Below are 13403 nucleotides of genomic sequence, written 5' to 3' on the forward strand. Positions count from 1 at the left end.
GGTACCTGTTGGTGATCCACAATGAGTCTCATCATAACATACATAAGTACCAGGGGATGCGTGATAGCAGGAGACAAACGCAGAATAGCCTACTTTGGGGATAAATCAAAGAGGGAAAAGCTTGAAGAGGAACTATACAGTGGGAAGATAAAGAGTGACGATGAACTCCACAGAAGGGCGTCGGAGCTTGGTGTCAGTATAAAGGTCACAGATGACACAGCCAAGGTGAGAAGCCTGGGGGATGTGGTTGTTGGGGAGATAAGCCAGAAAACCCCATTCGAGACAAAGAGGAGAAGGATATACGCAACAACAGGGGCCTATCAGATAATAGATCTCACAGGCTCAAGGATAACCAGCATGGAGAAGGGTGAAACTGCGATAATCGTCTTCGGAAATAAGGTGGCCAAGGAACTGACAAACAGGTTCCTTAAGAAGAGGTGGAAGACAAAGACGACCCTCAAGGAGGTTGAAAATCTTTTCAGGGAACTCATGGATTACGTTTCATCCAGAACCCCCTCAGTTGGCAGTAAATATGATATCTTCATGAAGAGTCCCTCACTGGATAAAAGGAGCGCACATAAGCTTCTCAGCGATACAATCGTTAGGGACGTCCGGCTCCTCCAGAAGTGGAGGGCTAAACTTAAACAAGAGATGCTTGATCGCAGAGAGGAGATGAAACTGGCATCCAGAATACTCACTGAGGGGGAGGTTGGCCGTGTAATCAGTCAGGACGGCAACCATGTTGAGGTGAAACTTTCAGATGGTGTCGAGGCCTACGACACCAGATGGAAACGTGTTGCAGGCCCCGGTGAGAATGTTCTCATGAGGCTCTCAGACGATGTTGCGGTGGCTGCAGGTGAGGGGGTCGCTGTGAGGAACGAGAACCTCTGCGTGGACGGCAGGGACATAAAACTTGAGTGCGACGTCATAATCTGCCGCACTGAGGAATAGACTTTTAAGAAATCGTCAGGGGGATAGATTTTTATAATCTCCCCCCATTACATAGATAGGTGATATAAAATGAGGCTAACATTTCTGGGGAGTGGTGGCGGACGATTTCGCCACCATAACACAGAAGAGGATGACCGGTGGACTTAGAATTGATGGATTCGGTGGAATGAACATCCATGTGGATCCCGGTCCGGGTGCCCTTGTGAGGTCCTACCAGTTCGATGCTGACCCCAGAAAACTGGATGCAGTCATGGTCTCACATTCACATACGGACCATTACACCGACGCCGAGGTACTCATAGAGGCGATGACAAGAGGGATGACCCGCCAGAATGGGACTGTTGTGGGTAGTGTGAGTGTCATAGATGGCTACAGGGACTGGGGTCCCTGCATATCAGATTATCACAAGAGAAAATCTCGCTGCCTGACACTATCCCCCGGCGAGACCGTGGAGATAGGGGAGATTGAGGTGATGGGTACAGGGACCGTGCATGGAGACCCCACAGGGGTGGGATTCAAACTGAGGGCCGGTGATCTTACAGTATCCTACACATCGGATACAGAATACTTTGATGGGCTCTCAGAATACCACAGGGATGCGGATGTTCTCATAGCAAGCGTCATAAGACCCGGTAATGACCATATAAGGGGTCACATGTGCACCGATGACTTCATAAAACTCGTTGAGGAGGTTGAACCGGGACTTGCGGTGATGAACCACCTTGGAATGAAGATGATACTCAATGACCCTGAAATGGAGGCATTCAGGGTTCAGGAGGCCACAGGGATCCGTACACTGGCAGCAAGGGATGGGATGAAAATTGAACTGGATGAGAGCGGCATTTTTAACATGATCCGCTGATTTAATTACCTGAGATGGTGCTGAGGGTAGATGATCTATCACCTGAGCACCAAAATTTTATATAATAAAAATGCATTAATCCCTGATATGCCCCGGTAGCTTAGGTGGGAGAGCGCGGGATTCGTAATCCCGAGGTCGCGGGTTCAATCCCCGCCCGGGGCTCTTATTTTCTCATGGAATGGTTCGGTTAGAAGCGCTCCAACCAGGAGTCCGAGGGCTATGGCGATCACCGTCATTGAAAAGAGCGTTATCTCTGCAATGGATGTCAGGTAATTCTTTCCAAGGAGATTGGCAAGTCCTATGAACCCTATGGACCCCGGTGCAAGGAACCAGAAGGCAGGGTAGAGCGTGACAAAGTGCGGGGTTTTACCGGCCATCTCAATGGCCCTTGCCACCAGTGTCATGGAGAGGGCGCCAAGAAAGGCCCCGAGAAGCCCACCCCCCATGGTGTTTCCAAGCTGCTGACCAACCAGTGCCGTGTAGAGTACAAGGAGTATCCATGGAAAATCACTCCGGTAGACGGAGAGGAAGAGGTATATGCCAACGGCAAATAGGAATGCCCCCAGATATGGGCTGTAACTTATGGCTGATATTTTTATAGCTGCAAATTCCTCCTGCGGGAACCTGTTGAGCTGCATACCCATCAGGACACCAAAAAGAGGAGGAGAAGAACCATGCAGCCGTATATCACCCTGCTGGACCCTGATACGAGTTCACCGCTTGCAAGTTCATATATGCCCGTTGTGAGGGTGACCCCCGGGATGAAGTATATGAGTGGGGGTACAATGAGGGTGAGGTTACCTGTGACGGCCCCCGCCCTTATCAGAAAGAATGCAACACCTGAAACCGTGAAGGAGGCGAGTACAGGCATGATTAGGGAGAGCCTCCTGTTACCATAACCCAGCACTATCAGCGCACCTGATATTACGCTCAGAAGGGAGGAATAGACAACAAGGTTCAGATCAGGCTGTATCAGGAAGGCTATCCCCACTGAGAGGAGCAGGTACCCGAGGAACATCCCGTAGCGCCCGAACCTGTGGGGTCCACCCACTATTTCCCTGAGTTCATCAAGTGCGTCGCTGATTTCGGTCCCGCCTGACCTGACAGCGTCAATGAGCCTGTAAATCTTTGTAACCTGGTGGAGAGGCATCACACCTGGTGACTGGGCTGCAAGGCTCATCCGTGATGTCTCCCCGCCAGCCTTGATTATCAACATGGTTGGGAGGACCGAAACCTCAACCTCCACATTCTGTGACTCTGCAATGCCTCTTAAAATTCTTTCAGTCTCAGAAACAGAGTTTCCTGAGGCTATAAGCGCCCTGCTGAGTTCCTCAAGGAATTCAACCAGTTTATCCGTCATTTTCCTTCTTGCTTATATCTGTGGGGTGGATGAAACCGGCCCTTATCATGTGGTCTGCAAGGACCATCGCGACTGCGGCCTCGGCCACAGGCACAACCCTCGGGCATATGCAGGGGTCGTGCCTTCCATGGATCTCAATCCCGGTCTCCTCCATCATCTCAAGGTCGACGCTTCTCTGGGGCAGCGATATTGATGGTGTGGGCTTCACAGCTATCCTTGCAGTTATGGGCATGCCGCTGGATATACCCCCGAGTATACCCCCTGAGGTGTTGGTGGTTGTCCTTATTTCACCGCCAGAGATGTAGAACTCGTCGTTTATTTCACTGGCATGGTGCTCTGCAACCTCAAATCCCATTCCTATCTCCACACCCTTCACAGCCCCGATACCCATGAGTGCGGCTGCGAGTTCAGCGTCAAGTTTACTGAAGACAGGGTCTCCAAGCCCGGCGGGCACCCCCAGCGCCACAACCTCAACGACTCCGCCAATGGAGTCACCCATTTCCTTAGCATCAAGGATGGCTTTCTCCATCAATCTGGCCGCAGCGGGATCAGCACATCTAACAGGGTTTCTCTCTGCGTACTCCCCTATCAGTTTCAGGTTTACCCGGTCTGCCCTGATGTCACCCACCTGTACCACGTGTGCGTTCACCTGGATACCATGGGTTCCGATGAGTTTCTTTGCAACCGCCCCGCCAATCACGTGTCCAATGGTTACCCTTCCACTTCCACGGCCACCTCCACGGTGGTCATAGTGGCCGAACCTGACCCTCCAGGTGTAGTCGCCGTGGCCGGGTCTTGGCACCGACTTGAGGTTACTGTAACTTGCAGAGTCAACGTCACGGTTCCTGACAATTCCTGCTATGGGGGTCCCGTCTGTTTTACCCTCGAATATCCCTGAAAGTATCTCAACCCTGTCCATTTCACCCCTGGGGGTAGTTAAACTGCTCGTACCGGGTCTTCTCCTGTCCAGTTCCCTCTGGATGTCCTCTTCACTCAGTTTAAGGCCTGCGGGGCAGCCATCGATAACCGCCCCAAGTGCAGGTCCATGGCTGGACCCGAAGGTTGTAACCCTGAATACTTTGCCGGTACTGTTCCCAGCCACCGAATCACCACCATGAGTTATGAATTCATCAACCTAATCCCTTGAGGGGAGCATGGGTATTAACCATCCAACGAAGCTATCAACACTTCTTGTCTGCATGTAAACGGTTCCTGTACCTTCAAATTCGGCTACAAGTCCCTCTCCACTGAGAAATGTGCTTTTAAGTCCTCCGATCTTTCGCACATGGAAGTCAAGGCCCTCTGTGAAGGCTACGATGTGGCCTGTGTCCACAACGAACCTCTCATTCACAAGTTCCCTGTGGTATATTGCCCCGAAACTTGAGAGGAATATGGGTCCGGAGGCCCTCACTTTAAGCAGGAAGAGGCCCTCACCTCCGAAGAATGTTTTGAAACCCCCAAATTTGGTATCTATCTCCACATCCTCTGAAGCCGCCATGAATGAGCCGCTCTGAGCATAGAGTGTCTCATGGGTTTCAATGACCTCAACATCTCCTGGATATGATGGTGCAAGCTGTATCTCACCCATTCCCTGTGACCGGAAGGTGTTGAGGAAGATACTTTCCCCTCCAAGCATGGATCTTTTAACAGCCCCCAGAAGACCCCCTGTTTCGGTCTGGATCTCTATGTTGGAGCTCATACTCACCATTGCACCGGCCTCTGCCTTTATGGCTTCACCGCTTGCAAGCTGGATATTTGCCATACTGTAACTTGGTCTGTTTATGATTTCATATTTCATGCACTTATCTGTGTAGCTTTTAATTAATAAACTGATCAGCTGAAGCCGATGTGTGCAGATTTTCCAGAGAATTTGTGAACTGACTTAGCTGAGGCCGGTGTGTTTGTGGATCTGAAGAATCTGAGGTGTGTGGTGTGTGATGGTGCAGCATTCTATTCCAGTATGGTGAGTCGGCGCGACACCTCCACATGCTATCAGTGCCTGTAACCTAAACCTTTAACTGTGGTCTCCATACTTATCCCTATACATGAAGGTGCTCATGGATATCTACAGGGTGCTCATGGAACTCTATGGTCCCCAGGGGTGGTGGCCGCTCCTTGATAGGGATACCCTCAAACTCAGGTACCACCCTGGCGACTACACTCCACCATCATCTGAGACCGAAATCTTTGAGGTGATGGCGGGGACAATACTCACCCAGAACACGTCATGGGACTCAGCTGCAGCTGCACTCCGCAACCTCGCATCAATGGGTGCCCTTGACCCTGAGGATATACTTGCAGCTGATGACGATGAACTTGAGGGTGCCATCAGATGTGCCGGTTTCTACAGACAGAAGGCATCATACCTGAGGGGGATTTCAGAGTTCTTCATCTCCCTTGAGGGCACCAGCCCATCCAGGAAGGAGCTCCTGGGGGTAAGGGGTGTTGGATATGAGACCGCGGATTCCATCCTCCTCTATGGATACAGAAAACCTGAATTCGTGGTTGATGCGTACACAAGGAGGATGTTATCCCATACCGGCATTATAGAGGGGGATGAGGGCTATTCGGTGATAAAGGGGATCTTTGAAGAAAACCTTGAACCTGATTTCAGGGTCTTTCAGGAGTACCATGCCCTCATTGTGAGACACGGAAAACTGTATTACAGGGGGCGGGTTCATGGTGAGGGGGATCCTCTCCCAGGGAAACTCTATGGTGATTTGGGTGATTGATTTCACTGATCTGAGTATTGCAATAATAAAAAGAACGTTCCAGAGGAGATTTGAACTTGCAAGGATCACCAAAAGGTCAGATACCTTCAGGAAAATTGTCAGGAGACTGTTCTTTGAGGGGGACGATATACAGGTCATACCCAGGGACGCGTCGGTTGAAGTAAATAGGAGTTTTCAGCCACCGGAGAGTACCGTGCTGCCATCAGATGTTTTAAGGAGGATGATACTTCGCTCAAAGCACATATTCAGGATGGACTTCTGTATATGCAGGGTTTCATCCGGTTGCAGTGACTATCCCCATGATCTCGGCTGTCTCTTCCTGGGCCCCGGGGCACTGAGGATATCGGATAAGGTTGGAGGCCTCATATCAAAGGAGGAGGCCCTTGATCACATTGAAAGGTGCAGGGAGGCAGGTCTGGTTCACATAATAGGTAGAAACAGGATAGACTCTGTCTGGCTCAATTCAGGTCCACATGATGAATTACTTTCTATCTGCAACTGCTGTGAATGCTGCTGTCTCTGGAGGATGACACCTTTTCTTTCTGAGGACATAGCGTCCTCCATAACACCAATGGAGGGGGTCACTATGGTAAGGGGCCCTGAAAGGTGTGTTCTTTGCGGTCGCTGTGGGGAGGCATGTTTTACAGGTGCCATCAGTGGAGACACAGCACAGCATGATACCGGGAGGTGCCTCATATGCGGAAGATGCGCTGAGAGGTGCCCCAGAGGTGCTCTGAAAATAGTTATGGACCCCGATGCTGTTGATGAGGCGGTAAGGAGGGTTGAGGTCCTGGTGGATGTGGAATCGTGATGCCAAATGAAGCATTCTTCAGGTCAGTACAGCATCAGGGCGTTATGTTTTTTAGCGGTGAAAATGTAATAAATATCATCCTCTTCAATCTTTTAAGAGTTACCAGTGAGTGATATTATGGAGTTTCCCACAAAAAGGATGCGAAGATTGCGGAAGAGTCCACAGATACGTGAAATTCTCCGAGAAACACGGCTGCACCCATCGGACCTCATCTACCCCATCTTTGTGAGTGAAAAACTTGAAGGGGGTAAACCTGAGCCCATAGATACAATGCCTGGACAGTACAGGTACTCTGTGGATGATGCGGTCTCTGAGGCATCCAGACTTGAGGATGAGGGGCTTTCATCTGTCCTCTTATTTGGCATGCCCTCCGCCAAGGATGAGCTTGCCTCATCAGCATATGACCCTGATGGCGCTGTGCAGAGGACCGTGAGGAGGCTGAAGGAGGAGACTGAACTCGTTGTCATGACAGATGTCTGCCTCTGCCAGTACACAACCCACGGACACTGTGGCATCGTCGTGGAGGGGGAGGTGGTCAATGATGAGACCCTGGATGTCCTTGCAAGGATAGCCCTCTCCCATGCAGAGGCCGGTGCAGATGTGGTTGCCCCCTCAGATATGATGGATGGGCGTGTTGCAGCTATAAGGCGGGCCCTGGATGATTCAGGTTTCAGTGACACGCTGATAATGTCCTATGCCATCAAGTATGCATCTGCATTCTACGCACCATTCCGTGATGCGGTTTCTTCAGCCCCCTCCTTCGGTGACCGCAGATCATATCAGATGGACCCTGCAAATGTCAGCGAGGCCCTCATGGAGGCGGAACTCGACCTTGAGGAGGGCGCCGATATACTGATGGTGAAGCCCGCCCTGGCATACCTGGATGTGATAGGGGCTGTGAAGGACAGGTTCAGGGTCCCCCTTGCAGCCTACAATGTGAGCGGGGAGTATTCAATGCTCATGGCAGCCATAAACAGCGGTTACCTCACTGAAGAGGCGATATATGAGTCTATCCTATCAATAAAACGTGCGGGTGCTGACCTTATAATCTCACACTTCGCACCGGAACTTCTGGGGGTGATCTAGTGGATCCCCTCTATGTTTCAAGGATAGCCCAGATAGCATCTGTACTGGAGGTTAGCGGCTATCCGAAACCAGGTAACGTCCACAGAACCCGTGACTTTGATGACATGGTCTATGAGGACTTTCTGGTGAGCGGGATAGTTATAGGGGATACAATGCGCATCGCCGCCAGAAGGGGGACCGAGCTGAGGGATAGCCTGGATCTCTCATCCATTGGACTGGGGGAACTGATACTGAGGGCTGTGGAGGATACCGGGAAATGGGTTTCCACCAACACAAACCTTGGTATAGTCATGCTCCTTGCACCACTCTCTGCAGCTGCAGGGATGGTTGATGAGGGGGATCTGCAGGGGTTAAGAGAACAGGTGAACAGGTTGATACTTCAGACAACACCTGATGATGCTGTTAATCTTTACAGAGCCATTTCTGTTGCGAATCCAGGGGGTATGGGTGAACACGAAAGCCTCGATGTCAATGACCCCGGATCACAGCAGAGGATACTTGATGAGAAAATAACACTCTTTGATACACTGAAGATATCCTCCAAGTGGGACCTCATCGCAAGGGAGCTGACATCAGGAATGCCAGTCACATTCAATGTCGGGTTTCCGGTCTTCAAGGCCACTGTGGGGGAGCATGGAATGAACAGGGCGGTTGTCCAGACATTCCTCACAATACTTGCAAGGTTCCCTGACACCCTCATAGCAAGGAAATATGATGAAAAAATAGCAGAGGAGGTTTCAGAGGAGGCCGCTGAAATTGTTGATAGAGGAGGTGTGCTCACAGAGGCCGGGCTTAAACGTGCTGAAAGGTTTGACAGAAAACTCCACAGCAGCGGTTTAAACCCGGGTACAACAGCGGATCTTACGGCATCATCGATAATGGTGGGTCTTCTTGATTATTATTCAGAAAGATGAAACCCGGATTAAGAGGATTAGGGAGGAATCAATATGGATCCTGACAGAATAATCGATCAGCTTCACATTTACGAAAAAAAGGTCCTGAAGGCATTTGAGGATTCAGATAAACCACTTAAACCAGAGGAGATAGCAGAGTCACAGAAGATGGATATCAAATCCGTGATGAGTGCAGCGGGCGCCCTTGAATCAAGGGGATTTGTGAGGGTCATCAAGGAGGTAGAGGAAGCAGTATCACTCACAGATGACGGGAAAGTTTATGCAATTGAGGGTCTTCCAGAGAGGAGGGTCATGGATATTCTCTCCAGGGAGGGGGAACTTGAAATGTCCGAAATCTCCAGAAGGGCGGGTCTTGACAAGGCTGAATCAGGGATAGCAATAGGCTGGCTTGTGAGAAAGGGATGGGCAAGGATAGCCGACGGGAAGGTTTCCGCCATCCAGGAGAGGCCCCCTGAAACTGGAGATGATGAGAAACTCCTTAAAATGCTCCTGGATAAAGGGTCCATAAGGGTCGTGGAACTTCCTGAACACCTGAAGGGGGCCCTTAAGGACCTTGCAGGAAGAAAGGGTATTGTTGATATTAAAAAGGTCAGGAAGCACAGGATTGAACTCACACCCGGGGGCAGGAGACTCCTTGAGAGGGGTGTGGAGATCGCTGAGGAGGCTACCCAGGTCACCCACGAGCACCTGAAGACAGGCTCCTGGAGGAGGCTTCACTACAGGGGCTACAACATTGATGCAGAGTACCCTGTGGTTTACCCGGGTAAGATGCACCCGCTGAGGCGCATAATTGATGAGATAAGGCTCATATTCCTTAAACTGGGGTTTACGGAGTCCAGGGGCCCCCTTCTTGAATCAGCCTTCTGGAACTTTGACTGTCTCTTCCAGCCCCAGGACCACGCTGCAAGGGAGATGCAGGACACTTTCTACGTTAAAAATCCCCCGGTAACTGAACTCCCGGATGAGGATCTTGTGAGGGCTGTGCAGAGTGCCCATGAAACAGGGGGCTCCACTGGATCAGAGGGCTGGCAGTATGAATGGGACAGGGACGTTGCAATGCAGAGCGTACTCAGGACCCACACAACCTGTGTATCCGCCAGGTTCCTGAGGGAGAATGAACCACCCCTCAAGATGTTCTCTGTTGGGAGGGTTTTCAGGAGGGAGACCATAACCTACAAGCATCTGCCAGAGTTCCACCAGGTTGAGGGTATCGTCGCAGGGGAGGATGTTAACTTCAGAAACCTCCTGGGTATACTGAGGGAGTTTTACAGAAAACTGGGATTTGAGGTGAGGTTCAGGCCGGCTTACTTCCCCTACACCTACCTCTCAACAGAATGTGAAATATACCTCCCTGAGAAGAAGAGCTGGATAGAACTTGGAGGGGCAGGTATGTTCAGGCCTGAAGTCCTCGAACCGCTTGGTGTTGAGGTCCCTGTGGCTGCCTTTGGTCTGGGTATCGAGAGGCTTGCAATGATAAGATTTGATATAAAGGATATAAGGATGCTCTACCAGAGCGACCTTGGCTGGCTCAGGGGCCTTCCGGTGACGGATGATCTGAAACTTTAGATCTGCAGAGAAAATGATGGTTCAGAAGGTGTTCAGGAATCATGGTTTAGATCTGCAGAGAAAATGATGGTTCAGAAGGTGTTCAGGAATCATGGGGGGCTGAGGGGCGGTAATATTCACCTTGATCCAGCACCACCATCTCTATGAGCTTTTTATTTTCAAGTGAAAGGAGTACGTTGTACATGCGCCTTGTGCTGAGCCTGAGGGGACCATAGAGAAGGTGGCCCTCAAGGAGGTAACGGGGAACCGGTCCTCCGCCTCCGAGTTCCTTAATGGTCCTCAGGGTTTCCTCCTCTATCTGGTTCAGCTCAGCTTCCCTGACTTCGTCCTGATTTTCCATTACCTTCACATCTTCACCAGGGTTCCCGGCAGTTATCCTCCCGTTTTTTCTTGATATGAGTCCCTTTTTCTCAAGGCTTACTACTATGTCATGATACTCGTGTTCAGGGAGGTCAAGGTTCCTCTTAAGCATCTCCTCTGATACAGGGGCGTTGAGATCAAGCTGCATGTACCTTATTTCCCTGTAGACCATGTTCTCCTTTCTGGTTATAATCTTCAAGGGTTACCTCCTCTGTATGGATTATCTCTGATCAGAGGGGGATGGATGTGTGGAGTGTCCACACCATTCTCTGTATGGATTATCTCCGATCATGAAAGGGGAATCGTGTATTAACCTCTGCTGTACCTCTGAATCAGGAGGGTACCAGTATCTCCGCCGCAACCAGCCGGCAGATATCTGTTTTTGTTATCACACCCACAGGTTTATCGTCATCCATCACAAGGAGGCCTGAAATATCGGCCCTCAGCATGAGGTTGGCGGCGTCCTCTATGTTGTCGTCGGCTGAGATGGTTATAACCTCATCCACCATGATGTTACTCACCTTGAGGTCCCTCTCAGGGTGTTCGCTGTCGGGTTTTATTGATCCGAGGACCCCTATGAGGTCTGTGTAGGATACAACGCCAACAGGTTTACCGTCATCGTCAAGCACAAAGAGTCTTCTGACACCGTGTTTGTACATCTTTTCAAAGGCTTCAAGGGGCCTTGTCTCGGGGCTCACCGTTATTATTTCGGGGTTCATTGCTTCTTTAACTTTCATTGATAATCCCTCAAAAAACTCCACTGGATAATATTATGATGGGGCATCTTTTTATGTTTTGTTGTTCCATTGGCACTGTCCGGTGGCGGGATACCATGCATGCCCCTTGGAGTTGACGCTGCACCGGACCTTCATTCCGATGCATTTAAATATTCAGGTTAATTATTCATGTAATAACTGATTGTTCCATACAGACAATACTGCATGCCTTAAAAAAAGTTTAAATATGACTTTAGATTAATACTATAATAAATTCATATAAAATTACCTGTGGGGTAATAGCCATGATGAGAATAAGCATGTCTCTACCAAAAAAGCTCCTGAATGAGTTTGATGAAGTTTTAAGGGATCGTGGTTACCAGTCAAGGTCCAAGGGTATAAGGGATGCCCTGAAGGACTACATTGTCAGGTACCAGTGGATGAATGAAATGGAAGGAGAGCGAATCGGTATAATTGCAGTTATCTATGACCACCACTACACCGGGGTCATGGAGGATCTTGCGGATATCCAGCACGACTACCGTGAATACATCAATGCGGTTATGCATGTGCACATGACAGAGAAGCACTGCCTTGAGGTGATCGTTGTCAAGGGTGACGTTTCAAAGATCCGTGAACTCACAGAGAAGATGATGAGGCTCAAGGGTGTTGAACACGTAAGGCTCACAAGCACATCAACCGAACAGAAAGTGGAGCATGAACACTAGGCAAGGGTCGGATGAAATTCAGGGTCACAGCGTACCACCAGCACCTCCTGCGGGACCATGAACGCCTTTCAGCATTTTATGAGGCAATAGCCTCCGCTGCCCATGGACTCACATATGATCTTGGCGCTGGAAGCGGCGTCCTCTCATTCTTTGCATCAGAATACGCGGATCATGTCATTGCAATTGAAAGGGACCCAAGAATAGCGGCATGTGCATGGGAGAATCTCTCGGGTCTTGAGAATGTCACGGTCGTGAATGAGGATGCCCTGGAGTATGAATTCAAGGAGAGGGCAGATACAATCATCTGCGAAATGCTGGACACTGCACTGATAGATGAGGAGCAGGTCCCGGTTTTGAGGAGGGCCCTCAGATTCCTTAAGGATGGAGGTAACGTCATACCCGCCGCGGTTATAAATGCGGCGGAGCCTGTGATGATTAAGGGTGGAAGCATATCATATGATGAAAACATCAGAGCCCCCTCATCGGGCCCTCTATGTGTCTATGACAGGGTTGATTTCAGGGGGAGGATACCTGAAAAATTCAGAGGAACCCTGAAACTTTTGGCATCAGACTCCTTCAACGCCATAAGGATAACCTCCTTCACAGTCCCCGCAGAGAATATAATCTGTGGCCCAACACCCATGATGAACCCTCCACTCATCCTGCCCCTGGGGGATACCCTTGAAGCTGGCTATTTCAGGGTGAAGCTCTCATACAAAATGGGCGGTGGTCTTGATTCAGTTAAAGCAGAGCTTAAGTGACTTTCTGAAGGGCTGCAGCAGGCTCCTTATACTTACAGTTGGAAATGAAATGAGGTCCGACGATGGATTCGGACCATACCTTGCATCAATAATATCCAGGGATGTGATGGAAAGGGGCCATCTACTCATAAATGCAGGCACCGTCCCTGAAAATTTCACAGGAATGATAAGGTCAGAGAAGCCCAGCCACATAATCATAGTCGACGCGGTGGAGATGGGTAAAGAGCCAGGGACCATCATGCTGATTGATAGGGATAGAATATCAGATTACAGCATATCCACCCATGCCATGCCCCTTTCATTCCTGGTGAGGTACCTTGAGGAGCAGGGCGACTGCAGGATAACCCTGATAGGGGTTCAGCCAGAAAACCTTGAGTTTGGAATGGAACTATCTGAAGGGGTCAGGGGGGCTGCATATGAACTCAGAGATTTACTCCTCTCGGCAATCGATGAGGTATGCTGCGGGAAGACCCCCTATTTTAAACAAGATCCGGGCTCATAACCTCCCCCGTTAAGGGGTATTAAATTATTTATAATAGCTTCCCAAACAGTAAAT

16 protein-coding genes and 1 tRNA gene are annotated in these 13403 nt (G+C 50.0%); 11 read left to right on the top strand and 6 right to left on the bottom strand.

The window, feature by feature from the left end:
* Positions 1-21: 21 nt before the first annotated feature.
* From FVF72_RS07785 to FVF72_RS07795, 3 genes are all read left to right on the top strand, one after another.
* Positions 22-951 carry a DUF2121 family protein gene (locus FVF72_RS07785; RefSeq protein ID WP_013295962.1) on the top strand — a complete coding sequence of 310 codons (930 nt, stop codon included), beginning with the start codon at positions 22-24 and terminating at the stop codon, positions 949-951.
* 94 nt (positions 952-1045) lie between these two features.
* Positions 1046-1813 carry an MBL fold metallo-hydrolase gene (locus FVF72_RS07790; RefSeq protein WP_147671784.1) on the top strand — a complete coding sequence of 256 codons (768 nt, stop codon included), beginning with the start codon at positions 1046-1048 and terminating at the stop codon, positions 1811-1813.
* An 89-nt stretch (positions 1814-1902) separates the two neighbouring features.
* Positions 1903-1975, top strand: a tRNA-Thr gene (locus FVF72_RS07795).
* Here FVF72_RS07795 and FVF72_RS09435 read toward each other — a convergent pair.
* From FVF72_RS09435 to FVF72_RS07810, 4 genes are read right to left on the bottom strand one after another with little or no spacing between them, the layout of a single operon-like run.
* Complete coding sequence (locus FVF72_RS09435) at positions 1957-2457, bottom strand: hypothetical protein (protein WP_255503695.1); 501 nt, start codon at positions 2455-2457, stop codon at positions 1957-1959. The genes FVF72_RS07795 and FVF72_RS09435 overlap by 19 nt on opposite strands.
* Positions 2457-3173: a threonine/serine exporter family protein gene (locus FVF72_RS09440; protein ID WP_255503697.1), complete on the bottom strand. Its 717-nt coding sequence runs from the start codon at positions 3171-3173 to the stop codon at positions 2457-2459. The genes FVF72_RS09435 and FVF72_RS09440 overlap by 1 nt, the downstream gene beginning before the upstream one ends.
* Positions 3163-4275: a chorismate synthase gene (gene aroC, locus FVF72_RS07805; protein WP_013295959.1), complete on the bottom strand. Its 1113-nt coding sequence runs from the start codon at positions 4273-4275 to the stop codon at positions 3163-3165. Before aroC ends, FVF72_RS09440 begins: the two co-directional genes overlap by 11 nt.
* Positions 4276-4308: 33 nt before the next feature.
* On the bottom strand, positions 4309-4971 hold the full coding sequence (locus FVF72_RS07810; protein WP_147671786.1) for a TIGR00266 family protein: 663 nt from the start codon (positions 4969-4971) through the stop codon (positions 4309-4311).
* Between the two features lie 247 nt (positions 4972-5218).
* On the opposite strand from FVF72_RS07810, the gene FVF72_RS07815 reads away from it, so the two are divergent.
* From FVF72_RS07815 to FVF72_RS07835, 5 genes are all read left to right on the top strand, one after another.
* Complete coding sequence (locus tag FVF72_RS07815) at positions 5219-5905, top strand: endonuclease III domain-containing protein (RefSeq protein ID WP_147671787.1); 687 nt, start codon at positions 5219-5221, stop codon at positions 5903-5905.
* Positions 5898-6716, top strand: coding sequence for a 4Fe-4S binding protein (locus FVF72_RS07820; RefSeq protein WP_147671788.1), 819 nt, complete (start codon positions 5898-5900; stop codon positions 6714-6716). Before FVF72_RS07815 ends, FVF72_RS07820 begins: the two co-directional genes overlap by 8 nt.
* A 117-nt stretch (positions 6717-6833) precedes the next feature.
* Positions 6834-7802, top strand: coding sequence for a porphobilinogen synthase (gene hemB, locus FVF72_RS07825; protein ID WP_147671789.1), 969 nt, complete (start codon positions 6834-6836; stop codon positions 7800-7802).
* Complete coding sequence (locus FVF72_RS07830) at positions 7802-8716, top strand: triphosphoribosyl-dephospho-CoA synthase (RefSeq protein WP_147671790.1); 915 nt, start codon at positions 7802-7804, stop codon at positions 8714-8716. The genes hemB and FVF72_RS07830 overlap by 1 nt, the downstream gene beginning before the upstream one ends.
* Before the next feature lie 33 nt (positions 8717-8749).
* Positions 8750-10282, top strand: coding sequence for a phenylalanine--tRNA ligase subunit alpha (locus tag FVF72_RS07835; protein ID WP_370511829.1), 1533 nt, complete (start codon positions 8750-8752; stop codon positions 10280-10282).
* Positions 10283-10364: 82 nt separating this feature from the next.
* On the opposite strand, the gene FVF72_RS07840 is transcribed toward FVF72_RS07835, so the two are convergent.
* Both FVF72_RS07840 and FVF72_RS07845 read right to left on the bottom strand, forming a co-directional pair.
* The gene (locus FVF72_RS07840; RefSeq protein WP_013295952.1) at positions 10365-10841 is read right to left on the bottom strand and encodes a hypothetical protein; all 477 of its coding nucleotides are present in this window, start codon (positions 10839-10841) and stop codon (positions 10365-10367) included.
* 133 nt (positions 10842-10974) lie between these two features.
* The gene (locus tag FVF72_RS07845) at positions 10975-11379 is read right to left on the bottom strand and encodes an HPP family protein (protein WP_013295951.1); all 405 of its coding nucleotides are present in this window, start codon (positions 11377-11379) and stop codon (positions 10975-10977) included.
* 284 nt (positions 11380-11663) lie between these two features.
* Between FVF72_RS07845 and nikR the strand changes: the two genes are divergently transcribed.
* The 3 genes from nikR to hycI are packed head-to-tail and all read left to right on the top strand — an operon-like array spanning position 11664 to position 13349.
* Positions 11664-12086: a nickel-responsive transcriptional regulator NikR gene (gene nikR, locus FVF72_RS07850; protein ID WP_013295950.1), complete on the top strand. Its 423-nt coding sequence runs from the start codon at positions 11664-11666 to the stop codon at positions 12084-12086.
* 11 nt (positions 12087-12097) lie between these two features.
* Positions 12098-12847, top strand: coding sequence for a methyltransferase domain-containing protein (locus FVF72_RS07855; protein WP_013295949.1), 750 nt, complete (start codon positions 12098-12100; stop codon positions 12845-12847).
* Positions 12813-13349 (top strand): hydrogenase maturation peptidase HycI, encoded by a 537-nt coding sequence (gene hycI, locus FVF72_RS07860; RefSeq protein ID WP_147671792.1) that lies wholly within the window; start codon positions 12813-12815, stop codon positions 13347-13349. The genes FVF72_RS07855 and hycI overlap by 35 nt, the downstream gene beginning before the upstream one ends.
* Positions 13350-13403 lie beyond the last annotated feature (54 nt).

Origin of the sequence: Methanothermobacter sp. KEPCO-1 (assembly GCF_008033705.1) — an archaeon.
GTDB lineage: Archaea > Methanobacteriota > Methanobacteria > Methanobacteriales > Methanothermobacteraceae > Methanothermobacter > Methanothermobacter marburgensis.

Bases quoted from the DNA above. Each gene is read 5' to 3' on its own strand.
- FVF72_RS07815 (WP_147671787.1), top strand. From the start codon at position 5,219: ATGAAGGTGCTCATGGATATCTACAGGGTGCTCATGGAACTCTATGGT.
- FVF72_RS09440 (WP_255503697.1), bottom strand. From the start codon at position 3,173: ATGACGGATAAACTGGTTGAATTCCTTGAGGAACTCAGCAGGGCGCTT.
- nikR (WP_013295950.1), top strand. From the start codon at position 11,664: ATGATGAGAATAAGCATGTCTCTACCAAAAAAGCTCCTGAATGAGTTT.
- FVF72_RS07845 (WP_013295951.1), bottom strand. From the start codon at position 11,379: ATGAAAGTTAAAGAAGCAATGAACCCCGAAATAATAACGGTGAGCCCC.
- FVF72_RS09435 (WP_255503695.1), bottom strand. From the start codon at position 2,457: ATGGGTATGCAGCTCAACAGGTTCCCGCAGGAGGAATTTGCAGCTATA.
- FVF72_RS07835 (WP_370511829.1), top strand. From the start codon at position 8,750: ATGGATCCTGACAGAATAATCGATCAGCTTCACATTTACGAAAAAAAG.
- FVF72_RS07855 (WP_013295949.1), top strand. From the start codon at position 12,098: ATGAAATTCAGGGTCACAGCGTACCACCAGCACCTCCTGCGGGACCAT.
- FVF72_RS07810 (WP_147671786.1), bottom strand. From the start codon at position 4,971: ATGAAATATGAAATCATAAACAGACCAAGTTACAGTATGGCAAATATC.
- hemB (WP_147671789.1), top strand. From the start codon at position 6,834: ATGGAGTTTCCCACAAAAAGGATGCGAAGATTGCGGAAGAGTCCACAG.
- FVF72_RS07785 (WP_013295962.1), top strand. From the start codon at position 22: ATGAGTCTCATCATAACATACATAAGTACCAGGGGATGCGTGATAGCA.